Raw genomic sequence first — 20,836 nt, forward strand, 5'->3', positions numbered from 1 at the left:
TCCAATATTGGGGAGGCTGCCTCCCCCCAATGGCTTAGGCCGCGGTTGCAGGCATCGGCGCCGCTATCACGTTCTACTCGCCGATCGGTAAATAGCCCTGCCACAGCGGTTGCGCCGCTTTACCCTGCGCATTGGCCTGCAAATGAACATGGTAACCCTGCAGTGACTGCAACAGCAGGCAATCATCCACCTCTGCCAGATCATCCTTATGCAGCTTGAAGCTGCCGGTCAGTAGCGTCTGCTTGGCTTTTTCTTTGGCTTCATCCGCACTGTGCGCGACAAACAGGCCAAACTCGTGCAGCTCAGCCAACTCGTCACTGCGGTAACCGCCCACGTTAACGAAGAACAGCTTCTCCGGCCCGACGAACGGCTCTGCCTTCAGCGCCACGTCATAGCCATCCGCCCATTCAATACGCGCATAGCCATCAACATGCACCTTGTTCTTATCGCCAAACCATTTCTCGCGCAGCAAGGGATAAGCCTGTTCTGGCCGCTCCGCTGCAACGAATTGTACGTCGTGCAATTCGATATTGGCACCCGGTGCGGTGCCGCCCACATAGAACATCAATAATCCCGGCATTAGATTGCTATCCCTCTGTTTTAATAATCGTTATGTAATATATTATATAGCGATTATTATGCAACCAGCGCTGCCACAAAGAGCGAGTTCGCTATTGGGGGAAAAGCTTATCAGCATGGATTACGCGCAAAGACCGCAGGTTCCGGCCAACGCAGTAGTAACAACTTTGACATGCGCTGAGCAGCGGGACGTGGTTACGCCCCGCTAGGTTTCAGGCGCGTATATCCTGATATTCTGGCGTGGTGTCGAATTCGTGTTTGGCGAACGGGCATAACGGAATGATTTTGCGGTTTTCCGCGCGCATTTTGGCGACCACCAGCGCCACCAACTTTTTACCTACCCCCTGGCCTTTTAGCACTTCGTCAACCCAGGTGTGATCAATGATGGTTAATTTGTCGCCGCTGGGCACAAAAGATATCTCGGCAATCATCTTCCCCTGCTGATCGTTTATATAGAAACGCTTTTCATCTTCCAAAAATTTAAGATCCATAGAATTTATTCCTATAAAAAAGTGCGTAACTCTCGGTTGTCGCTACAACAAAGCCAATATTAGTCTACTCTTTAATCAGTAACACAACATAATTGTGACAGTGGCTGAGGAGTTCAAAATGGGTGAAAGCTCAAAAGACGGCGTTATTCTGCTATCCCGAATATTGTTGATGATCCTGTTTATCATATTTGGCTGGATGAAGCTGGTTGGCTTTGGTGCAACCGTCACGGCAATGGAAGGGTATGGTACGCCCATGCCTTATTTAGCGGCGATTATCGCCGTGGTGGTGGAGTTCTTTTTCGGCATTGCGCTTATTCTTGGGTTATTTACCCGCCCTATCGCGGTTATTTTTGCCCTTTACGTACTCGGCACCGCGTTTATCGGCCACCCATTCTGGAAAATGACCGGCATGGAAATGATGGGCAATGAAATAAACTTCTTCAAAAACATCAGCATTATTGGCGGGCTATTGCTGCTGGCGGTCACCGGCGCCGGACGTTATTCACTGGATTATAAATTCTTCAATAAATAACCCCCACCAGCCGGTGGCCTCGCTACCGGCTGGCCTTCTGTTGCCCCGTTTATCGACTACGTTTGGCGTGACGTTCGAAGTTATCGGCTTTCGCCTGTGCAGATTTGCGCAACGTCACGTAACAGGCACCTTCACCGCCATCGCGCGGCAACGCCCGACAAAAAGCCTGCACCTGCTCAAACTGGGCCAGCCACTTGGCGACATAGCTGCGGATCACGTTGGCGTGGCTTTCATCATCTCGCCCACGGCCGTGAACGATCAGCAGCGAACGCAGACTTTGCTTTTCCGCCTGTACAATAAAGCGGAACAGAGCTTGCCGACAGGCCTCCACCGGCTGTTTCAACAGGTTCAGACTGGCCTGTGGCGGGTAGCGGCCATGGCTCAGCTTATCGAGCACGCCCTGTTGAATGCCCTCGCCTTTATATTCCAACGGTTGCTCACAGGGGATCAGTTCGAGAAAGCCGGTACTGAGAAAGTTTTCCTGCTGCAGCGCCTGCGCTTCACGGCGCGCGCGCTTATCCATGGTCTCCTGCGGCTTCAAGTACAACGTCTCGGGGCCGCGGGATAACGGAATGACATCCGCCATCGCCTGTTCAAAAAAATCTTTGTCTTGGTTGCTCATCTCAAAGCCACTCTTGGACACTAAGCCTTTCATGCCGGAATAAGCCTGATTGTAAGACCCACAGCTCCGGTTGCAAGCCGGGAATTTTCCGCAATCGTCGTCAACGGGTGAGGTTCTGTGCAGTTTTCGTTATACTGCAAAACCATTATTGAGTGCCGCAAAGGATCGATCCCATGAAAATGCGCGAGCTGGAAACCCAGTTTCAAAATGCCATGAGTGAGTTGCAGGCCAGCTTCGAAAAGCAGCACCGTGAATGGCAGCACAGCTATCAGGCCCTGCAGCAGTTGCTGGAAGAGGCTAAACAGCGCGAAGTCGCACTGCGTATGCAGAACGAACAGTTGGTACGCAAGCTGAGCACCGCCAGTTCAGTGCCGGAGCAGCACGCATTGGTGAAGCAAATTAAAATGCTGGGCGCCCATCTGGACGCACTGGCCAAAGATGCCGCCAGCTTCAACCACCACCTGCGCAATCAGCAGCGGGCAGCCGACAATTTCAGCGGCGAACAACGTTGACACCGGGCGCTGTCCTGCAGCGCCTCCTGCCAAATACTGGCGTTCCGAGAGTGTAATAAATCATAAATGACCTGGATCATCATCGCTGCCCTGATCGTTGTATTTATTATTGGTTACCGCATTCTGACTTCCGATACCCGCAAAGCCATTGACTCTCTGGCCCACCTGTTGAAAGTGAAACCTATGCTGATTGAATCGATGATTCAGGAGATGGGGAGCCGCAACAGCCAGACCTTTATCCGCATGCTGAACAACGGTTACACCGAAGAGATGCACCAGGCGGCCTATTTGCTGTTTATCTATCTGACCTTTATCAAACAGGCAGACGACCACCAGATTGCCCTGTGGCGGGAAACCCTGCTGCGTGCCGGTCTGTCGCCAGAGTTACATGCCGAGCACACCGAAGCCGCGCTGTTTTATTTTGCCGATCTGGATATCGATGCTTTCGAGCTGGCACAGTTCCGCCGCGCCTACAACGAGCGTTTTAACCAGGAAGCCATTGCCAATTGGTGAAGATGTCCCCCGCAGGCGGGGGATGCATTACAGAAACATGCTGTAGATATAGCGCGAAAGCGCGTCACGCGAGCTGAAACCGTGGGGAATGCCATAACGCGCACTCGGGGTATCGCTGCTTAAATCCAGGGGAAACTCAAGGTACTGATCGCTGGTGCGTATCGGCGAGGTCGGCGTGGCGAAATGCACGCTTTTCTCTTTCAGCGCCGGGTGGATCACCAACGCGGTTCTGCCCATCCGCGCTTCACGATTCACATACACGTAGTGCTCACCCTTGCGGTAACCATAGGCTTGATCGGTGACATAATCACGCTCAAACCCCGTATTCTCCAACACTCTAGCCACTTCATCCGGCCGTAAATACATCGATTTCTCCTCTCGTTCTGGACCGCTGAGCGACCTTACCGTAATCATGAGATGAAACAATAAATTTTTCGGTATGGATGTGGGTTTAGGAATATTCCTTAACCAGGTATTTTGCCGTTTTTGCAACAGCAGGCACAGCGTCAACATCACGCCCGGAAACACCCTCAGTACCGCAAAATCAAGAGATTGACGGCACGCCCGTACGGCTCATCAACAGCATTTAGCATAGTTCCGATCCAAACCCGGCAAGGGATAACAAAGTATTATTTAAAGCCGCTGTTGTTGCCTGCGCCATTCACTTGGGCTCACACCCTGAATGCGCAAGAATTCGCGGTTAAAATTCGATTTGGTAGTGAATCCGGCCTTTTGCATAATATCAGTCACCGGCTCATCACCGGCGAGCAACCACTGCGCCGCCTGACGAATACGCAGTTGATTCACATATTGCGACACATTCATTCCCGTATGCCGATTGATAGCCTGCGAAACCCGTCGCGCCGGCAAGCCCACCTTGCGCGCCAGCCGGGCCAGGTTCAGCTCAGGCTCCAGGTAGAAGTCATCTTGTAGCAGCCGTTGTTGCACCCGCTCAAACCACTCGGCCAGTTGATCCTCATCTTCCCCCCCGCTATCCGCCGTTTCCGATATGACCTCAACCGGGCTTTCCGCAGGTCGGCTGCGCGACAGTACCAAGCATAGGCTCAACGCCACCAACAGATTATCGATCGTTGCCAGCCAACCGGCGTGCCGCCCGTCAAACAGGGAAAAGTCGAGCGCAATCACCCCTTCGGCTACCGCCACCATGATCAGCAGGCCCCCCAAACCGCGCCACAGTCGATAGCTCAGCCAACTTTCCGCCAGCGCCACCTGCGGCAAAGCGTTTTCACCGCGCCGCAACGCATACAGCAATGCGGCTCCATACCCCAGATAACCCCCGACAATCATGGCATCCAGCAAAAAGGGCGCCGTCAGGCTGGCCAACAGCGTCAGGCACAGTGGCATCAGATGCCACAGTTCGCGCCGCCGCAAACGGCCCTGGGTACTCACCAAAAACGCGACATAAGCCAGTGAAGGGATCGCCATCGCGCCGAACGGTTGCAGCCCATTGAATTGCGTTATGCCGTAGCCATAACGGATACCCACCAGCAGGCTTTGCCACGCGCACAGCAACAACAATAGCTGAAAGACCCAGCGCCGCGCCGTTGGACGACCGAGGCGATACAGCAGCCCCAGGCACAGCAGACCGAACAGAAATGTGAGAGGAATAAGCGGCATCATCAAGGTCTTGTCGTTTGCACACGGAATCAACAGTGTACTGTTAAAACAATCATTTAACGACCCGGATCGCGATCGAGGTCGCCGGATGGCACCGCCAATGCCACCCTCTCAATCTCGATACCTTGAGGAGTGAAAATGAAAACAACCTTGTTGTTATTGATGCTGTGGTGCGGTACTGCGAGCGCGTCCCCCTATCAGGTCGCCACCCACGATGAAACCTTTCAGGCCGGCTCGCGTTCGTTAGTCAGCCGAATTTACTACCCCACCACTGAAACGGCTAAACCGCAGCTCATCGGTGCAAACCGGGTCTTTACCGGCATTGAGAGTCAGCCGGACGCGCCGGCAGCAAGTGGGCATTTTCCGCTGATCGTGATCAGCCACGGCAGCGGCGGCAATAACGCCAGCCAGGCCTGGCTGGCGGCAGCGCTGGCCCAACAAGGCGCGATCGTGGTGGCGGCCAACCACCCAGGCAGCACTACCGGTAACTCGGTTCCGGCTTTATCTGCCGAGCTGTGGTTACAAACCAGCGATATTTCCGCCTTGATTAGCGGCGTTACCACCGACCCTCGCTGGAAGCCGATGCTCAACCCTCAGGCGATTGGCGTTATCGGCCACTCCAAGGGTGGTTACAGCACCATTGCAGCTATCGGCGGTAAAGTCCGGCTGAGCGATTTCATCGATGGCTGCCGACAAGCACCGCAGTCGCCCAACTGTCAGTTTTATACACAAGCCAACGTCGCACTGACCAAGCTTTCCGCCAGGGCATTTGACGCCGACTACACCGACCCGCGCATTCGCTTTGCGGTGGCTCTAGATCCCGGCATGGTGCCCTACCTGCTGCCGACCAGCCTGCGTCGGCTCAGCGCACCGTTACTGATCGTCGAGCCACAGCACTTTTTGCCCGACGGCCAGGAACCCGGGCTTGGCGGTGCCACGCTGGCGGCGGATAACGGAAAGCAACCTATTCATGCACTGAGGCTATCCAGCGGCAATCATTTCGATTTCCTGCCGGTTTGTCAGCCCAAAGGCCGGCAAATCCTGGCGAGTGAAGAAGATGATGGGGCGGTGCTTTGCGCCTCTTCCAGCGAACAACGCGAAGCCGTACACCGGCAAACGCTGGCCGCCATCATGGCATTTATTCATCCGTGGCTACCCGCGCCCGCAGGAAATCGATAAACGCCCTCACCTTTTCCGGTACGTGGCGGGTGTTGGGGTATAGCGCATAAATACTCTGCGCAGGAAACTGATGGTCCGTGAGTAGCGGACACAGCTTGCCCTCGGCGAGGGCAGGCCGCACCAGCCATTCGGGCAACAGCGCCACCCCGGCACCGTGCAAAGCAAACGCCAACAGCGCTGCGGCACTGTCGCCCATCAACGTGGCGGCATCTTCCACCTTGAACAGCACCGCCTGGCGCTCAGGGGTAATGACCTGCCAACTCAGCGGCGAACTGAGGCGACTGTGGGCAATCCACTGTGCCTGTGCCAGTTGGGCCAGAGACGCAATGGGATGGCGGGCCAGGTAGGCTGGCGAGGCGACCGGCACAATAGCAAAGCTGTCGAGCAGTGCCGCCCGCAGGCTGGAATCCGCCAGTTGTCCCAGCCGGATGGCCACGTCGAAACGCTCTGAAATCAAATCGGCATGATAGGAAGAGGAAACGTGCTGAATGCGCAGGCGCGGATGCAATTGGGAAAACGCCGCCAGCGCCGGTACCACCACCTGAGCGCCGTATTCCGGCGTAGTGGTGATGCGCAATACGCCGCTCAATCCATGGTGATCCCGACGTACGTCATCCAAGAGGTTTTCCGCATCCTGCAACAACCGCAGACAACGTTGATAAAAACGTTCGCCGGCGTCGGTCAGTGCCAGCCGTCGGGTGCTGCGCACCAGCAGCGACACCCCCAGTTCGCCCTCCAGCTGTTTGACATTGAAGCTGACCACCGCCTTGGTTTGCCCCAACACCACCGCAGCAGCGGTGAAACTGCCGGCGTCCACCACGGCCACGAAGATAGCCAAACGCTGCAGGTTAAGCATGTTGTCGCCCCTTATTGTCAAAATAATTTTGACAGTGTAATCGCTCGTAGCCGATTTATCCGCACTTTCCCGCCCGTTACACTGCTGGCCTTCAACCGGAGGCACCATGCCCTATCGCATCAAAGTCGCAATCGTCTACCTGCTCGGATTTTTTGTCGATCTGATCAACATGTTTATCGCCAACGTCGCTTACCCCTCAATCGGTCATGCGCTGCAGGCTTCGGTCGGTGAATTGGCCTGGGTCAGTAACGGCTACATTCTCGGCCTGACGCTGGTGATCCCGCTCAGCGCCTGGTTAGCGCAGCGCATTGGCGGACGGCGGGTGTTTTTGCTGTCGTTAACCTTGTTTATGCTGGCAACGACGGCGGCGGGCTATGCCGATTCCATCGGCGAACTGGTTGGCTGGAGAGTGCTGCAGGGCATGGGCGGCGGACTGCTGATCCCGATCGGCCAAACGCTGACCTACCAACTGTACCGTAGCCATGAGCGCGCGGGGCTTTCCGCCGCCATTATGCTGGTAGGCCTGCTGGCCCCGGCACTGTCACCGGCATTGGGAGGGCTTATTGTTGACCGGCTCGACTGGCGCTGGGTGTTCTTTGCCAACCTGCCGCTCGCCGCGCTGGCGCTGCTGTTGGCCGCACTCTGGCTGCGCCCTCAGGTACCCGATCCGCAACGTCGACCGCTCGAGATCAAGGGGCTGCTTAGCGCCTGTACGGCCCTGACGCTGATCTTACTGGGCCTCACCCGACTGGGGGAAAACGGGGGCCTTGCGCAAGGCGCGTTACTGTTGGCCGCAGGAGCGATCGCCTTGACCTATTTCCTGCGCCGTAGCCTGCGCATTACCCACCCTTTGCTGAACCTGCGCCTGGTTCAGGATCCGCTGTTGCGCACGTCGATGATGATTTATCAGTGCATCCCCGGCCTGTTTATCGGCGTCAGCCTGATCGCCATGCTGTATTTGCAAAATCAGTTGGGCATGCATGCCGCGCAGGTCGGCAGCCTGATGCTGCCCTGGTCGCTGGCCTCGTTCCTGGCCATCACGTTGACCGGCAGAAAATTTAACCATTTTGGCCCGAAACCGCTGTTTATCTTCGGCTGTCTGCTGCAAGGGTTGGGCATTTTGGCGCTGTCGCAGATTGCGCACGCTGGGGATTACGGATTGCAGGTTGCGGCCTTCGCCCTGATGGGCTTTGGCGGCAGCCTGTGCAGCAGCACCGCGCAGAGCAGCGCATTTTTGCATATTGCCGATGAGCAATTGGCCGACGCCAGTGCGCTGTGGAATATCAACCGACAGCTCAGCTTCTGCCTGGGTGTCGCCCTGCTCAGCTTGTTACTCAACCTGCTGCTGGAACATTTTACCCCCGCCGTCGCCTACAAAAGTTGTTTTTACCTGGCCGCCGCCAGCACGCTGATCCCCATGCTGCTGTGCCTGCGCATCGCAAACCGCGCCATAGTGCGCCGTCTCAATACTCAACAGGAACACCAATGAACCAATATTTTACCGAAGTGATCGACGCACACGTCGCCATTGAAAACTGGCTGGAAAAAGGGGCCGGAGATGAACAAGGGCTGTTGGCACGTTTTGATCCCGCCTTCAGCATGATCGCGCTGAACGGCAGCCGACTGGATTTTGCCGCACTGAGCGCGTTTTTCCGTGCGCATCGGGCCGCCAAACCGGGGTTGGCAATCAGCATAGAAGAGATGACGTTGGTGGCCGAATGGCCGACGGGAGCGGTGGTCAGCTATCGCGAGAAACAGAGGCTGCCTGGACAGGCGGCGACGCTGCGCAATTCCACCGTGGTGTTTGAGCAAACCGAAACCGGGCTGGGCTGGCGGCACCTGCATGAAACGCCCATCGCGCAGTAATCAGAGAAAACCGTCGGCCAGAAACAGTTCCCAGGCCACGATCAGCCCACACAGCGTGACGGCGCTGAAAATCACTTCGAACAGATAGCGATTGATCATCATGAGCTAGCCCTCAAAAGAAGACACCCGGCTAAGCCGGGTGTCTCAATAACGTCGGGATGATGCGGCCCCCTCAGGCACCGCATTCCTCACTCAATTAAGCGGCTGGAGTTGCTGCTTTTTTGGTGGCTTTGTGGTGTTTTTTAGCGGCCTGAGCTTTCTGCACTGGCGCTTTTTTGTGGTGTTTTTTAGCAGCCTGGGCTTTTTGAGCTGGCGCTTTTTTGCTTACTTTGTGGTGAGTTTTAGCAGCCTGAGCTTTCTGTGCTGGAGCTTTTTTGCTTACTTTTTGGTGCTTTTTAGCGGCCTGAGCTTTTTGAGCTGGGGCTTTCTTGGTGGCTTTGTGGTGCTTTTTAGCCGCCTGGGCTTTCTGAGCTGGGGCTTTCTTGGTCGCTTTGTGGTGCGCTTTCTTATGATGAGTGGCTTTAGCAGGAGCCTTCTCAGCAGCAGCTGGCGCAGCGGTAGTGGTGGTTGCAGCCGGAGCAGCCGTTGCCGGAGCTGCAGCAGTATCAGCAGCGAAAGCAACAGAAGACAGACCCATGGTGGCAGCAACGATCAGGGCTAATACTTTTTTCATCTTTAATTCCTCAGAGTGTTTTTTCAGTAAGCCCCGTTGGGCCGTTGAAGCAGATACTAGAGGAATCGATGAGCCGCTTCCGTGAGTGATTGGTTTCGCCGAGTAACCAAATGTACAACACAGACAGGCATCGCCGGTGACGTTATCCCACAAGGTATTTTACCGTGATCGCCGGCACATTTTGAGAAATGGTCTACACTTAAGAGACATGTGTCAAAAACGGAGAGTCGAATGTTTAAGAAATCAGAAAAAGTAGAACGCGACATTGATCAGGACGTCACTCTTTTGGCTGATACATTGGATGAGGTGCTACGTGCATCCGGTGACAAAACCAAAGAGGAACTGAAAGAGCTGCACAGCAAAGCCAAAGGCGTGTTACGCGACGCCCGTGCTCGCTTCAATGGTTCCAGCAATCTGACACAGCACGCCCGCGATGCCGTCGAACAAGCCGACAGTTACGTGCGCGACAAACCTTGGCAGGGCGTAGGGATCGGGGCCGCGGTTGGCATCGTCCTCGGCGTTCTGCTGGCCCGGCGTTAACACCCCTTGCAGTCATAAAGATAAAACAACAGATGTGCGTCTGGCCCGTGGGAAACCGCGGGCCGTTTAATTTGTGGCGTCAAACAACTCGGCTAGCCTGGCCACTGCCCGCTCAGCCTCGCTCTGCTGGGTAAAGTTGGCAAACCCCATCAGCAGGCCATCTCCCGCCGCACTGGCTATGTGCCAATCCGAAAGTGCCTGTATCGACAACCCGCGTTGCCAGGCCTCTTGCGCGATCCTCCGATCCAAGCCTTTTGCCGTCAATCGTGCCAGTAATTGAATGCCGCCAGCCTGCGACGATACCGTCAAATACTCCCCCAGCTGTCGTGCAAGCGCCTGCGCCAGCCATTCACGGCGCTGGCGATAGAGAGGCCGCATACGTTTCAGATGGCGATAGAAATGCCCCTGATGGATAAAATCAGCCACGCTGGCCTGCATCAGTGGCGGGCAGCCGCAACCGCGTAACCGGCTGCTGCGTCCAAAAGCGTCCACCTGTTCAAGCGGCACGACCAAATAAGCCATACGCAGTGCCGGAAACAAGGTTTTACTGAAAGTCCCGGCGTACAGCACCCTGCCCTGACGATCGAGACTTTTCAACGGCGGCAGCGGCCGACCATGATAACGAACCTCGCTGTCGTAATCGTCTTCAAGTATCCATGCCCCCTGCTGCTGTGCCCACTCCAGTAAGGCCATACGCCGCGCCAGGCTAAGCGAGACGCCCAGGGGACTCTGGTGGGTCGGCGTCAGCACCGCCATGCGTGCTCGAGGTGCAGCGGCAACACCGACGGCGATATTCATCCCCTGCTCATCAACCGGCACGGCCACCGGCTGCATGCCGGCGGCGCGAAATAGCGGTAGGGTCACCGGGTAGCCAGGGTCTTCCAGCCACACCTCGTCACCGGTCTTGAGTAAAGTGCCGATCACCAAATCCAGCAATGCCTGATAGCCGGCACAAATAAAAACCTGTTCCGGTCGACAATTGATACCACGCGAAAGCTGCAAATAATTCACGATCGCCGCGCGCAGCTCTGGCAACCCTTGAGTTGACGGATGAGCCATGGCCGCCAAAGGAGCAGTACGCAATTGGCGACCGACAATCCGCTGCCATAGTGCGCGCGGGAAAGCATCCAGCGCCGGCAACCCCAATTGAAAAGGCTGCGTTGCCCCACTCGGATGCAATGGATTCGCCGCCACCGCCGGCAACACTTCCGTCGTCAATGCTGCGCGTACCGGCAGATTCTGCAACTGCGGCGAAATATAAGTGCCAGCCTGTCCCCGGCTTTGCAGAAAACCTTCGGCGATAAGTTGGCCGTAAGCGCTTTCCACCGTGGCCCGCGCCACGCCCAGATCGCTCGCCAGCCCACGCACCGAAGGCAGCCGACTGCCCGCCAGCAGGCTTCCTTGCGCAATGGCGTCTTTAATCCGCAGATAAATCTGCCGGTACAAAGGATCTGCGAGCTGAGCATCCAGCCGCAAAGAGGAGAGAAACTGACGCATCATGGCCTGGTTAAATAATCATTTTATGGCTCTATAGCATAGTCCATATCGCCATTAAAGTAGCCTCATTATTCTGCTGTTCGCTAACTGAGGTTGACCATGATTAAGCAACGTTTGAAATATTCCGAACTCTCTCCCGCCCCTTACAAAGGCATGGTGACCGCCCTGATGGCACTGGAGAAAGGCGCGCTGGACAAGGCGACAATTGAGCTGATGTTTATGCGCGTATCGCAGATTAACGGCTGTGCCTACTGCCTGGATATGCATGGTAAAGCACTGAGAGAAAGTGGCGTTGACAACGCCAAGCTGGACCAACTTGCGGGCTGGCGCGTGAGTCATGCGTTCAGCGACCGCGAGCGCGCGGCGCTTGAGTGGGCAGACTCCGTGACCCTGATCGCCGCAACTGGCGCACCGGACAGCGCGTTTGAAGCGCTGCAGACGCACTTTAGCGAAGCGGAAATTGCCGATTTAACCTTCGCCATCAGCATCATGAACGCCTTTAACCGCCTGGCCATCAGCATGCGTCAATGACGAAACCGCACTTATCCCCCCTCTCGCCCGAGAGGGGTTTCCCGCCAACAACCGCCAAAAAAAATTTTTCCCTCTGCTTTTCCAGCCCTGATGCGGTCTCAACGTGAATCCCACCAAAACACCATATATAGCGTGGTTGATAAATTAAATATCCACATATAGTATTTAACCCATCAACCGCAGGGAACATGTAGCGGTTGGTAACGCCGTCAGAAACGCCGTTCAATGCTCCGTTATCTGACCTGTCCGCCTTTCCTTCAGCCTAAAAGGTAAATGCGAATCATGAGCATTATTATTTACAGTAAACCGGACTGTGTCCAGTGCAACGCCACCTATCGCGCATTCGATAAACAAGGGATTGGTTATCAGGTGATCGACCTCACCCAGGATCAGCAGGCGCTGAAGCATGTTAAATCCCTTGGCTATCAGCAAGTTCCGGTGATTATCGCCGGTGAAGATCACTGGTCTGGCTTCCGGCCGGACAAAATCGGCGCGCTGGCCCACGCCCTGGCGTCCTGAGGTTGCCCATGAACCCGCTGGTCTATTTCTCCAGCAGTTCGGAGAACACCCACAGGTTCGTTGAAAAACTGGGATTGCCGGCGATACGTATCCCTATCGCCGGCGCCCGCAGCAAACTGCTGATGGATAAACCCTATATTTTGATCGTGCCCAGCTATGGCGGCGGCAGCGCCGTAGGAGCCGTGCCGATCCAGGTGATCCGCTTTCTCAACGATCCACAAAATCGCGCTTTCCTGCGCGGCGTTATCGCCGCCGGGAATACCAATTTCGGCGCAGCGTACGGCATTGCCGGCGACATCATCGCCAAAAAATGTCAGGTGCCTTTTCTTTACCGCTTTGAGCTGCTCGGCACCACACAAGACGTTGCAAACGTTCGACAGGGAGTAACCGCATTTTGGCAACGACAGAACTGACCCGGCCCGCCGCAAGCGCGCTGGATTACCATTCGCTCAACGCGATGCTCAATCTTTATGATGCCGAAGGCCGTATCCAGTTCGACAAGGATCGGTTAGCAGCGCGGCACTACTTCCTGCAGCACGTGAACCAAAACACCGTGTTCTTCCATAACCTGGAGGAGAAGCTGCGCTATCTGGTGGAGGAAGGTTATTATGAACAGAGCGTGTTGGCGCAATACGAGTTCGCCTTTATCAAACAGCTTTTCCAACAGGCCTATGCGAAAAAATTCCGCTTTGAGACCTTCCTCGGCGCCTTTAAGTATTACACCAGCTATACGCTGAAAACCTTCGACGGTAAGCGCTACCTGGAACGCTACGAAGACCGGGTGTGCATGGTCGCCTTAACGCTGGCGGCAGGTGATACCGCGTTGGCACAAGATTTGGTGGAGGAGATGATCTCGGGCCGCTTCCAGCCGGCGACGCCCACTTTCCTCAACTGCGGTAAGCAGCAGCGCGGCGAACTGGTGTCCTGTTTTCTGTTACGCATCGAAGACAATATGGAGTCCATCGGTCGGGCGGTGAACTCTGCGCTGCAACTGTCAAAACGCGGCGGTGGCGTGGCGTTTTTACTGACCAACATTCGCGAGGTCGGTGCTCCGATCAAACGCATAGAGAACCAGTCTTCAGGGGTGATCCCTATCATGAAGATGCTTGAGGACGCCTTCTCTTACGCCAACCAACTGGGTGCGCGTCAGGGTGCCGGTGCGGTCTATCTCAACGCTCATCACCCGGATATTCTGCGTTTCCTCGACACCAAGCGTGAAAATGCCGACGAGAAAATCCGCATCAAGACGCTGTCGCTGGGGGTGGTGATCCCGGATATCACTTTCGAACTGGCGAAGAATAACGAAGAGATGTACCTGTTCTCGCCCTATGACGTCGAGCAGGTGTATGGCGTGCCGTTCTCGGAAATCAGCGTCAGCGAGAAGTACCGCGAAATGGTGGATGACAAGCGCATCCGCAAATCACGCATCAATGCGCGTGAATTCTTCCAGGTACTGGCGGAGATCCAGTTTGAATCCGGTTATCCGTACATGATGTTTGAAGATACGGTCAATCGTGAAAACCCGATCGCCGGGCGCATCAACATGAGCAACCTGTGCTCCGAGATTTTGCAGGTTAACCGCGCCAGCACCTATCACGATGACTTGAGCTACGACCAGGTAGGCAAGGATATTTCCTGCAACCTCGGTTCGCTCAACATCGCCAAAACCATGGATGCCCCCGACTTTGGCAAAGCGGTCGACACCGCGATCCGTGCGCTGACGGCGGTGGCGGACATGAGCGACATTCGCTCGGTGCCGTCGATTGCCGAAGGCAACCGCAGTTCGCATGCCATTGGCCTCGGCCAGATGAACCTGCACGGCTACCTGGCCCGCGAACGCATCTTCTACGGCTCAGAAGAAGGGATTGATTTCACCAACATCTATTTCTATACCGTCGCTTACCACGCCATTCGCGCCTCTAACCGGTTGGCCATCGAGCGCGGTAGCGCATTCGGCGGCTTCGAAGAGTCGACCTATGCTTCAGGTGAATACTTCAGCAAATACACCGAACGGGAATGGCAGCCGCAAACCGAACGGGTTCGCGCGCTGTTCGCCGACGCCAATATCGCCATCCCTGGCCGCGAAGAGTGGCTGGCACTGCGCCAGTCGGTGATGATGCACGGCTTGTACAACCAGAACCTGCAGGCGGTACCGCCCACCGGTTCCATCTCCTACATCAATAACTCGACCTCCAGCATCCATCCGATCGTGTCACGCATCGAGATCCGCAAAGAGGGAAAAATTGGTCGCGTCTATTATCCGGCGCCCTATATGACCAACGACAACCTGGAGTACTACCAGGATGCCTACGACATAGGGCCGGAAAAAATTATCGATACCTATGCCGCCGCCACTCAGCACGTCGATCAGGGGCTGTCGCTGACGCTGTTTTTCCGCGATACCGCCAGCACCCGCGACATCAACCGCGCGCAGATTTATGCCTGGCGTAAAGGCATCAAAACCATCTATTACATCCGCCTGCGCCAGATGGCGTTGGAAGGCACCGAGGTGCAGGGCTGCGTGTCCTGCGCACTGTGAGGCAATCTATGAATACCCCTAAACCGGCGCAGTTGGTGCGCGCGATCAACTGGAACATCATCGAAGACGACAAGGATCTGGAGGTGTGGAACCGCCTGACCTCCAACTTCTGGCTACCGGAGAAGGTGCCACTGTCGAACGACATTCCGTCGTGGGCAACGTTGACGCCAAAGGAACAGCAGTTGACCATTCGGGTGTTCACCGGCCTGACGCTGCTGGACACCATTCAAAATACCGTGGGCGCGCCGGCGCTGATCGAAGATGCGATTACGCCGCATGAGGAGGCGGTGTACTCCAACATCAGCTTTATGGAAGCGGTGCATGCTCGTTCGTACAGCTCAATTTTCTCTACGCTGTGCCAGACGCCGGACGTCGACGATGCCTACCGCTGGAGCGAGGAAAACCGCGCGCTGCAGAAAAAAGCCAGCATCATTCTGGCCCACTACCGCAGCGACGATCCGCTGATGAAGAAGGTCGCCAGCGTATTCCTGGAGTCGTTCCTGTTCTATTCGGGCTTTTATCTGCCGATGTACTGGTCGAGCCGCGCCAAGTTGACCAACACCGCCGATTTGATCCGTCTGATCATCCGCGATGAGGCGGTGCACGGTTATTACATCGGTTATAAATTCCAAAAAGGATTGGAGAAGGTCGACGCGGCGCGCCGCCAACAGGTGAAAAATTTCGCCTTCGATCTGATGCAGGATTTGTACGATAACGAGGTGCGTTACACCGAAGAGCTGTACGACGGTGTAGGCTGGACTGAGGACGTGAAAACCTTCCTGCACTATAACGCCAACAAGGCGTTGATGAATCTGGGATACGAAGCGCTGTTCCCGCCGTCGATGGCGCAGGTGAATCCGGCCATTCTGTCGGCGCTGTCGCCAAACGCCGACGAGAACCACGACTTCTTCTCCGGCTCAGGCTCGTCTTACGTGATTGGTAAAGCGGTCAACACTGAAGATGACGACTGGGATTTCTGAGTGAAATCGCGGGGGCGAATCACTTCGCTCTAAACCATAACCGCTGAACGGGCGCAGGCTACCGCGCCCTTACAGTTTAGATATTTCCGGTACGCTGTCGGATGCGCTGCCAAATGGCCCGCTTTTCCTCGTCATCGGCACTCGACCAGGCGGCGATTTCCTCCAGCGTGCGCCAACAGCCCCGGCACCACGCGTTTTCGGTGTCGATCTGGCAAACATTATTGCAGGGTGAACGCACGCCATCGTCAATCTGACTGCCGGTTTTTTTTCTTCTGCTGCGGCCTACCATAAGGCGCTTCCTCCGGTGGATTTCTCGCGACAGGATACCCGATCCTGCCGCGAGAGAAACCGCCCCGGTAAAATCAGATAATGCCGCCGTTGGCCCGCAGGGTTTGGCCGTTGATCCAGGCACCGTCTGCACCGGCCAGGAATGACACTGCCGCGGCGATATCCTGCGGCTGACCCAGACGCTCCAATGGGGCCATTTTCGCCAGCCGGTCGATCAGCTCCGGCGTTTTACCGTCCAGGAACAGCCCGGTGGCGGTCGGGCCCGGCGCGATAGCGTTGACGGTAATATTGCGCCCCCGCAGCTCTTTCGCCAGCACGCTGGTCAGCGCTTCGACGGCGGCCTTGCTGGCGGCATACATGCCGTAGCTCGGCTGCAGCAGCCCGACCACGCTGGATGAAAAGTTGATGATGCGCCCGTTGTCGCGCAGGCGTTTCGCCGCCTCTCGCAGCGTGTTGAAGGTCCCCTTCAGGTTAATGTCGATCAGCCGATCGACATCGGCATCGCTCATTTCTGCGACCGGAGCCAGCGCAATCACCCCGGCGTTATTCACCAGGATATCCACGCCGCCGAAAGCCTGCTCGGCCCGGTCAAACAGCTGGGCAACGGCGGCGGCGTCGCTGACGTCCGCCCTGGCGCTCAGCGCCCGCCCCCCGCTTTGTTCAATTTTGCGCACCAGCTCATCGGCCAATGCCTGATTGCCTGAATAGTTGACGATCACGGTAAAACCGTCGGCAGCCAGGCGTTCGGCAATGGCCGCGCCTATACCGCGCGATGCGCCGGTGACAATGGCAACTTGCTGAGTCTTGGTGTTCATGCTCTCTATCCTCGTCGGCTATGCGCCGGCGACTTACCGGCGTGACAACATCATGCACCTTTCGCCCCGGCGAATAATCCCCTACTCTTCGTTATCACTATCCGAATTTAGCGAACAATAACCATGGACAGAATCGATGCCATGCGCTTGTTTACCCGCGTGGTGGAACAACGCAGCTTTACCCAGGCCGCACAGGATCTGAACCTGCCGCGATCGACGGTGACCGATGCCATCAAGCAACTGGAAACCCGGCTGCAGGTGCGGTTGTTGCAACGCACCACCCGTCACGTCAGCCCAACGCTGGATGGCGAAGCTTACTATCAACGCTGCCTGACTATTCTGGCGGATATCGAAGATGCCGAGATGGCGTTTGCCGGTGCCAAACCGCGTGGGCTGCTGCGCATCGACGTGCACGGCACGTTGGCACGTCACTTTTTAATGCCGGAACTTCCCGACTTTTTGACGCAATATCCGGATATCGAACTTTTTATGAGCGAGGGCGATCGGCTGGTAGATCCGGTGCGCGAAGGTATCGACTGCGTGGTGCGGGTCGGCAAACTGAAAGACAGCGATATGGTGGCGCGTCGGTTAGGCGAGCTTGAAGAGGTTACCTGCGCCGCCCCGGACTACCTGCAACGTTTTGGCACGCCGCATTCCATCAGCGAACTTGAAGGCCACCGCATGGTGGGCTTCCGTTCCTCGGCCAGCGGCACCCTGATGCCGCTGGAATTTACTATGGCCGGCCAGGCGCGGCAGGTGACATTGCCTTGCACGGTGTCGGTCAGCGCGGCGGAAAGCCTGGTTGCTGCGGCGCGCATGGGGCTGGGGATCATTCAGGTGCCGCGTTATCACCTGCGCGACAGCCTGGACAACGGCAGCTTGCTGCCCCTGCTGCCGCAATTCCCCTCCACTCCGATGCCGGTCTCCTTGCTCTACCCGCGCAACCGCCAACTTTCACCGCGCGTTCGGGTCTTCATCGACTGGTTCAGCAAAGTGTTCGCCGCCCGTAACCGATAAACGCCTTACATGGCGCCATATTCCAGCGGCACCCAGTCGTAGCCTTCGCCCTGTTTATTCAGGTAACCCAGCCCGGGGAATGACAGATGCGGTCCGCCCACCAGCACACTGCGCTGAGCGCTATCACTAAACACCCGCAGCCGCTGGGCTACTGCCGCTTTGGCATCTTTATCAAAACTTATCGCGACACGCGGATGGGCGAACTGCACCGCCGCCACGTGGATCAAATCCCCCAGCAGCAACAATTTTTTGCCCTGGCTTTCCACCAGATAGATGCTGTGGCCTGGCGTATGTCCATGGGCGGCAAACGCACTGATCCCCGGCGACAGCTCACCATCATTACTGAACGTTTTAAAATGTCCGGCGGCCTGATAAGGCTTGAGCGCGGCGATAACATTCTCGAACGAGGCTTTCTCCTTCGGCGGCGCCTGTTTCAACCGACTCTCGCTAAGCCAAAAATCCGCATCCTGCTGCCCGGCACGCACCACTGCATTTGGAAAAGCAGCTTTACCGTTTTGCGTTAAACCGCCGAGATGATCCGGGTGCATATGCGTCAGGTAAATTTCATCCACCTGCTGTGGCTGATAACCGGCAGCCTTGAGGTTTACGACCAGTTTGCCCAACCCGTCCCCCAGCAGCGAACCCGCACCGGTATCAACCAGGATCAGCTTGCTGCCGGTATTGATCAGGTAGGCATTAACAGAGGTGACGACCGGCAGGCCCTGATGGTGCTCAGCCAGAGCGGTCTCTATCTGCTTTGGCGAACTGTTCAGCAGCAGTCTGTCAACCGGCAAGCGGAGCACGCCATCAAACAAGGCAGTGACTTCATAGCTGCCCAGCATGATGCGATAAAAACCCGGCGCGGGGGTTTTCACCTGCGGTGCGGCGGCCAGGGTTTGCAGCGACATAACGGCCAGCGCCGCCCCCAGCAGGTAACGTTTCCAGAACATGGTGACTCCTTGTTGTCATTTGAGCGCTAAGTATTAACCCAAAGCGGAAATGACGCCTGCCGGAGGCAAAAAATGAATAAAAAAATCCCCGCGGGGGCGGGGAAAGGCAAAGAAACACTAAGGATTTTTTTGAGTTATACGAAGAATTTGGCCAGTACCAGCAAAGAGAGCGAGACATTGATCGCGCCGCCGATACGGGTAGCTATCTGAGCAAAAGGCATCAGCGACATACGGTTGCCGGCGGTGAGGATGGCAACATCGCCAGTGCCACCCTGCCCACTCTGGCAGCAGGAGACAATCGCCACGTCGATCGGGTGCATGCCAATTTTCTTGCCGACGAAGAAGCCGGTCGCCACCAGTGCAGACACGGTGCTGACGATCACCACCAGATTTTGGAAGGTGAAGGCGTTAACCAGTTCCTGCCACGGAGTGATCGCTACGCCGACGGCGAACAGAATCGGGTAGGTGACCGCAGTACGGAAGAATTTATAGACCACCTGCGAACCTTCCTGAATGCGTGGGGACACGCCATGTGCCAGCTTCACCGCCACCGCGGCGAACAGCATGCCAACCGGTGCCGGCAGGCCAATCATGCGGTGCAGCAACATCCCTACCATGTACAGCAGGATAGCCAGCAGCGCACCGCAGGCAATGGTGCTGACATCCACCTTACCGCTGATTTTTTCCACCGCGCTCATCTCGCTTTCGCCCTGCTTGCTCGGCATCAGGCTGCCTTCGCCGGTCAGGTGCGGGTAACGTTTACCCAGTTGGTTAAGCAAGCCGGCCAGAACAATGGCGGTCAGGCTGCCAAGCATGACGATAGGCAGAATGCGCCCCAAGGCTACCCCCTGCTCCATATGCAGAATCGCCGCATACCCCATCGACAGCGGGATCGCGCCTTCACCGACGCCACCGGCCATGATCGGCAAAATCAGGAAGAAGAAGATTTGGAACGGCTCCAGCCCCAACGCCATGCCCACCGCCATTCCTACCAGCATGCCGACAATCTCACCGCACAGCATCGGCGCGAAAATGCGCAGAAAGCCCTGGATCAGCACCTGACGGTTCATGCTCATAATGCTGCCAACGATAATGCAGCAGATGTAGAGATACAGAATATTGGTCGATTTATAGAATTTGGTGGTCGATTCCACCACCACGTCCGGCAGCAAGCCGTAATGCACCAACGCAGAAGGAATAAAGGTGGCGCAGATCGCCGCGGCCCCCATTTTGCCGATCAGCGGCAGGCGTTTGCCAAACTCGCCGCAGGCAAAACCAAAGAACGCCAATGTGGCAACCATGACCACGATATCGCTCGGTAATTTCCCTTCCAGGCAATCCAATAAAATAAGTACGCCGGCCAGAACAAAGAACGGCAACGGAATAATTCCTACTTTGTAATTGTCCAGTATATGCCACCATTTTTCCCGCAGCGGTATTTCAGCGGTTTTGTCTTTGGCGGCGAGGAAAGAATCATCTGTTGTGCTCATAATCTGGCCTCTTATTAGTTTGTTCAGCCATCATAGAGAAACGCACGGATTATCTGCTGTGATTTTGTTCAAAGTTAAAAAGGGTTTTTAATGGTGGTTATGGTTTCTATGGTGTTAATTAGGATTATGTAAAATTTGCCGTGGTTTTAATGGTGTTAACGTTATTTTTACTTTAAGAATTATCAGTTTTATTGCAGCTGCTGCATTAC

Annotated in this window: 25 protein-coding genes; 13 read left to right on the top strand and 12 right to left on the bottom strand. The window is 56.0% G+C overall.

The window, feature by feature from the left end:
- Positions 1-73 precede the first annotated feature (73 nt).
- Entirely contained in the window at positions 74-580 is a 507-nt protein-coding gene (locus M2407_RS12645) for a DUF1543 domain-containing protein (RefSeq protein ID WP_259218342.1), read from the bottom strand.
- Between the two features lie 211 nt (positions 581-791).
- Complete coding sequence (locus M2407_RS12650) at positions 792-1,070, bottom strand: GNAT family N-acetyltransferase (RefSeq protein WP_020828284.1); 279 nt, start codon at positions 1,068-1,070, stop codon at positions 792-794.
- A 118-nt stretch (positions 1,071-1,188) separates the two neighbouring features.
- Here M2407_RS12650 and M2407_RS12655 point away from each other — a divergent pair, with 118 nt between their 5' ends.
- Entirely contained in the window at positions 1,189-1,602 is a 414-nt protein-coding gene (locus M2407_RS12655; protein ID WP_020828285.1) for a DoxX family protein, read from the top strand.
- Positions 1,603-1,651: 49 nt separating this feature from the next.
- Here the strand turns inward: M2407_RS12655 and smrA are convergent, their stop codons facing one another.
- On the bottom strand, positions 1,652-2,224 hold the full coding sequence (gene smrA / locus M2407_RS12660) for a DNA endonuclease SmrA (protein ID WP_041415633.1): 573 nt from the start codon (positions 2,222-2,224) through the stop codon (positions 1,652-1,654).
- A 173-nt stretch (positions 2,225-2,397) separates the two neighbouring features.
- On the opposite strand from smrA, the gene M2407_RS12665 reads away from it, so the two are divergent.
- Positions 2,398-2,736: an MbeD/MobD family mobilization/exclusion protein gene (locus tag M2407_RS12665; RefSeq protein WP_020828287.1), complete on the top strand. Its 339-nt coding sequence runs from the start codon at positions 2,398-2,400 to the stop codon at positions 2,734-2,736.
- Positions 2,737-2,802: 66 nt separating this feature from the next.
- Positions 2,803-3,249, top strand: a complete 447-nt coding sequence (locus M2407_RS12670; RefSeq protein ID WP_020828288.1) for a DUF1198 family protein — start codon at positions 2,803-2,805, stop codon at positions 3,247-3,249.
- Positions 3,250-3,276: 27 nt separating this feature from the next.
- On the opposite strand, the gene M2407_RS12675 is transcribed toward M2407_RS12670, so the two are convergent.
- Positions 3,277-3,615 (bottom strand): DUF2002 family protein, encoded by a 339-nt coding sequence (locus tag M2407_RS12675; RefSeq protein WP_020828289.1) that lies wholly within the window; start codon positions 3,613-3,615, stop codon positions 3,277-3,279.
- A gap of 267 nt (positions 3,616-3,882) precedes the next feature.
- On the bottom strand, positions 3,883-4,887 hold the full coding sequence (locus M2407_RS12680) for an AraC family transcriptional regulator (RefSeq protein WP_259218343.1): 1,005 nt from the start codon (positions 4,885-4,887) through the stop codon (positions 3,883-3,885).
- Between the two features lie 138 nt (positions 4,888-5,025).
- On the opposite strand from M2407_RS12680, the gene M2407_RS12685 reads away from it, so the two are divergent.
- Positions 5,026-6,066: a dienelactone hydrolase gene (locus tag M2407_RS12685; RefSeq protein WP_259218344.1), complete on the top strand. Its 1,041-nt coding sequence runs from the start codon at positions 5,026-5,028 to the stop codon at positions 6,064-6,066.
- Here the strand turns inward: M2407_RS12685 and M2407_RS12690 are convergent.
- Entirely contained in the window at positions 6,026-6,922 is an 897-nt protein-coding gene (locus M2407_RS12690) for a LysR family transcriptional regulator (RefSeq protein ID WP_259218345.1), read from the bottom strand. The genes M2407_RS12685 and M2407_RS12690 overlap by 41 nt on opposite strands.
- A 106-nt stretch (positions 6,923-7,028) precedes the next feature.
- On the opposite strand from M2407_RS12690, the gene M2407_RS12695 reads away from it, so the two are divergent.
- Entirely contained in the window at positions 7,029-8,411 is a 1,383-nt protein-coding gene (locus tag M2407_RS12695; RefSeq protein WP_259218346.1) for an MFS transporter, read from the top strand.
- Positions 8,408-8,788 (top strand): cytoplasmic protein, encoded by a 381-nt coding sequence (locus tag M2407_RS12700; protein WP_048761063.1) that lies wholly within the window; start codon positions 8,408-8,410, stop codon positions 8,786-8,788. Before M2407_RS12695 ends, M2407_RS12700 begins: the two co-directional genes overlap by 4 nt.
- Positions 8,789-8,984: 196 nt before the next feature.
- Here M2407_RS12700 and asr read toward each other — a convergent pair whose 3' ends face one another.
- Positions 8,985-9,461, bottom strand: coding sequence for an acid resistance repetitive basic protein Asr (asr, locus tag M2407_RS12705; protein ID WP_048761059.1), 477 nt, complete (start codon positions 9,459-9,461; stop codon positions 8,985-8,987).
- A 231-nt stretch (positions 9,462-9,692) separates the two neighbouring features.
- On the opposite strand from asr, the gene M2407_RS12710 reads away from it, so the two are divergent.
- Complete coding sequence (locus M2407_RS12710; protein ID WP_020828296.1) at positions 9,693-10,001, top strand: YqjD family protein; 309 nt, start codon at positions 9,693-9,695, stop codon at positions 9,999-10,001.
- A 66-nt stretch (positions 10,002-10,067) separates the two neighbouring features.
- Here the strand turns inward: M2407_RS12710 and M2407_RS12715 are convergent, their stop codons facing one another.
- Positions 10,068-11,501, bottom strand: coding sequence for a PLP-dependent aminotransferase family protein (locus M2407_RS12715; protein WP_259218347.1), 1,434 nt, complete (start codon positions 11,499-11,501; stop codon positions 10,068-10,070).
- Between the two features lie 96 nt (positions 11,502-11,597).
- On the opposite strand from M2407_RS12715, the gene M2407_RS12720 reads away from it, so the two are divergent.
- From M2407_RS12720 to nrdF, 5 genes are all read left to right on the top strand, one after another.
- Positions 11,598-12,029 (top strand): carboxymuconolactone decarboxylase family protein, encoded by a 432-nt coding sequence (locus M2407_RS12720; protein ID WP_020828298.1) that lies wholly within the window; start codon positions 11,598-11,600, stop codon positions 12,027-12,029.
- 282 nt (positions 12,030-12,311) lie between these two features.
- A complete protein-coding gene (nrdH, locus tag M2407_RS12725) occupies positions 12,312-12,548 on the top strand; it encodes a glutaredoxin-like protein NrdH (protein ID WP_259218348.1) in 237 nt (78 codons plus the stop codon).
- 8 nt (positions 12,549-12,556) lie between these two features.
- Positions 12,557-12,961, top strand: a complete 405-nt coding sequence (gene nrdI, locus M2407_RS12730) for a class Ib ribonucleoside-diphosphate reductase assembly flavoprotein NrdI (RefSeq protein ID WP_020828300.1) — start codon at positions 12,557-12,559, stop codon at positions 12,959-12,961.
- Complete coding sequence (gene nrdE / locus M2407_RS12735; protein WP_020828301.1) at positions 12,943-15,087, top strand: class 1b ribonucleoside-diphosphate reductase subunit alpha; 2,145 nt, start codon at positions 12,943-12,945, stop codon at positions 15,085-15,087. The genes nrdI and nrdE overlap by 19 nt, the downstream gene beginning before the upstream one ends.
- 8 nt (positions 15,088-15,095) lie before the next feature.
- The gene (gene nrdF, locus M2407_RS12740) at positions 15,096-16,067 is read left to right on the top strand and encodes a class 1b ribonucleoside-diphosphate reductase subunit beta (RefSeq protein ID WP_020828302.1); all 972 of its coding nucleotides are present in this window, start codon (positions 15,096-15,098) and stop codon (positions 16,065-16,067) included.
- 76 nt (positions 16,068-16,143) lie between these two features.
- On the opposite strand, the gene M2407_RS12745 is transcribed toward nrdF, so the two are convergent.
- Both M2407_RS12745 and M2407_RS12750 read right to left on the bottom strand, forming a co-directional pair.
- Positions 16,144-16,356 carry a DUF1289 domain-containing protein gene (locus M2407_RS12745; RefSeq protein ID WP_130016836.1) on the bottom strand — a complete coding sequence of 71 codons (213 nt, stop codon included), beginning with the start codon at positions 16,354-16,356 and terminating at the stop codon, positions 16,144-16,146.
- Positions 16,357-16,429: 73 nt separating this feature from the next.
- Positions 16,430-17,170 (bottom strand): SDR family oxidoreductase, encoded by a 741-nt coding sequence (locus tag M2407_RS12750; RefSeq protein ID WP_115058164.1) that lies wholly within the window; start codon positions 17,168-17,170, stop codon positions 16,430-16,432.
- 123 nt (positions 17,171-17,293) lie between these two features.
- Between M2407_RS12750 and M2407_RS12755 the strand changes: the two genes are divergently transcribed.
- Positions 17,294-18,187 (top strand): LysR family transcriptional regulator, encoded by an 894-nt coding sequence (locus M2407_RS12755; protein WP_259218351.1) that lies wholly within the window; start codon positions 17,294-17,296, stop codon positions 18,185-18,187.
- 5 nt (positions 18,188-18,192) lie between these two features.
- On the opposite strand, the gene M2407_RS12760 is transcribed toward M2407_RS12755, so the two are convergent.
- A complete protein-coding gene (locus tag M2407_RS12760; protein ID WP_259218352.1) occupies positions 18,193-19,137 on the bottom strand; it encodes an MBL fold metallo-hydrolase in 945 nt (314 codons plus the stop codon).
- 134 nt (positions 19,138-19,271) lie between these two features.
- Positions 19,272-20,627, bottom strand: coding sequence for a 2-hydroxycarboxylate transporter family protein (locus M2407_RS12765; RefSeq protein ID WP_020828307.1), 1,356 nt, complete (start codon positions 20,625-20,627; stop codon positions 19,272-19,274).
- Positions 20,628-20,836 lie beyond the last annotated feature (209 nt).

The sequence above is a fragment of the Serratia sp. BIGb0234 genome (assembly GCF_024809915.1).
GTDB classification, from domain to species: Bacteria; Pseudomonadota; Gammaproteobacteria; order Enterobacterales; family Enterobacteriaceae; genus Serratia; species Serratia liquefaciens.

Bases quoted from the DNA above. Each gene is read 5' to 3' on its own strand.
- M2407_RS12720 (WP_020828298.1), top strand. From the start codon at position 11,598: ATGATTAAGCAACGTTTGAAATATTCCGAACTCTCTCCCGCCCCTTAC.
- M2407_RS12710 (WP_020828296.1), top strand. From the start codon at position 9,693: ATGTTTAAGAAATCAGAAAAAGTAGAACGCGACATTGATCAGGACGTC.
- M2407_RS12695 (WP_259218346.1), top strand. From the start codon at position 7,029: ATGCCCTATCGCATCAAAGTCGCAATCGTCTACCTGCTCGGATTTTTT.
- M2407_RS12665 (WP_020828287.1), top strand. From the start codon at position 2,398: ATGAAAATGCGCGAGCTGGAAACCCAGTTTCAAAATGCCATGAGTGAG.
- asr (WP_048761059.1), bottom strand. From the start codon at position 9,461: ATGAAAAAAGTATTAGCCCTGATCGTTGCTGCCACCATGGGTCTGTCT.
- M2407_RS12645 (WP_259218342.1), bottom strand. From the start codon at position 580: ATGCCGGGATTATTGATGTTCTATGTGGGCGGCACCGCACCGGGTGCC.
- nrdF (WP_020828302.1), top strand. From the start codon at position 15,096: ATGAATACCCCTAAACCGGCGCAGTTGGTGCGCGCGATCAACTGGAAC.
- M2407_RS12685 (WP_259218344.1), top strand. From the start codon at position 5,026: ATGAAAACAACCTTGTTGTTATTGATGCTGTGGTGCGGTACTGCGAGC.
- M2407_RS12760 (WP_259218352.1), bottom strand. From the start codon at position 19,137: ATGTTCTGGAAACGTTACCTGCTGGGGGCGGCGCTGGCCGTTATGTCG.
- M2407_RS12750 (WP_115058164.1), bottom strand. From the start codon at position 17,170: ATGAACACCAAGACTCAGCAAGTTGCCATTGTCACCGGCGCATCGCGC.
- M2407_RS12675 (WP_020828289.1), bottom strand. From the start codon at position 3,615: ATGTATTTACGGCCGGATGAAGTGGCTAGAGTGTTGGAGAATACGGGG.
- nrdH (WP_259218348.1), top strand. From the start codon at position 12,312: ATGAGCATTATTATTTACAGTAAACCGGACTGTGTCCAGTGCAACGCC.
- smrA (WP_041415633.1), bottom strand. From the start codon at position 2,224: ATGAGCAACCAAGACAAAGATTTTTTTGAACAGGCGATGGCGGATGTC.
- M2407_RS12690 (WP_259218345.1), bottom strand. From the start codon at position 6,922: ATGCTTAACCTGCAGCGTTTGGCTATCTTCGTGGCCGTGGTGGACGCC.
- M2407_RS12700 (WP_048761063.1), top strand. From the start codon at position 8,408: ATGAACCAATATTTTACCGAAGTGATCGACGCACACGTCGCCATTGAA.
- nrdI (WP_020828300.1), top strand. From the start codon at position 12,557: ATGAACCCGCTGGTCTATTTCTCCAGCAGTTCGGAGAACACCCACAGG.
- M2407_RS12680 (WP_259218343.1), bottom strand. From the start codon at position 4,887: ATGCCGCTTATTCCTCTCACATTTCTGTTCGGTCTGCTGTGCCTGGGG.
- M2407_RS12715 (WP_259218347.1), bottom strand. From the start codon at position 11,501: ATGATGCGTCAGTTTCTCTCCTCTTTGCGGCTGGATGCTCAGCTCGCA.
- M2407_RS12655 (WP_020828285.1), top strand. From the start codon at position 1,189: ATGGGTGAAAGCTCAAAAGACGGCGTTATTCTGCTATCCCGAATATTG.
- M2407_RS12765 (WP_020828307.1), bottom strand. From the start codon at position 20,627: ATGAGCACAACAGATGATTCTTTCCTCGCCGCCAAAGACAAAACCGCT.
- M2407_RS12650 (WP_020828284.1), bottom strand. From the start codon at position 1,070: ATGGATCTTAAATTTTTGGAAGATGAAAAGCGTTTCTATATAAACGAT.
- M2407_RS12670 (WP_020828288.1), top strand. From the start codon at position 2,803: ATGACCTGGATCATCATCGCTGCCCTGATCGTTGTATTTATTATTGGT.
- M2407_RS12745 (WP_130016836.1), bottom strand. From the start codon at position 16,356: ATGGTAGGCCGCAGCAGAAGAAAAAAAACCGGCAGTCAGATTGACGAT.
- M2407_RS12755 (WP_259218351.1), top strand. From the start codon at position 17,294: ATGGACAGAATCGATGCCATGCGCTTGTTTACCCGCGTGGTGGAACAA.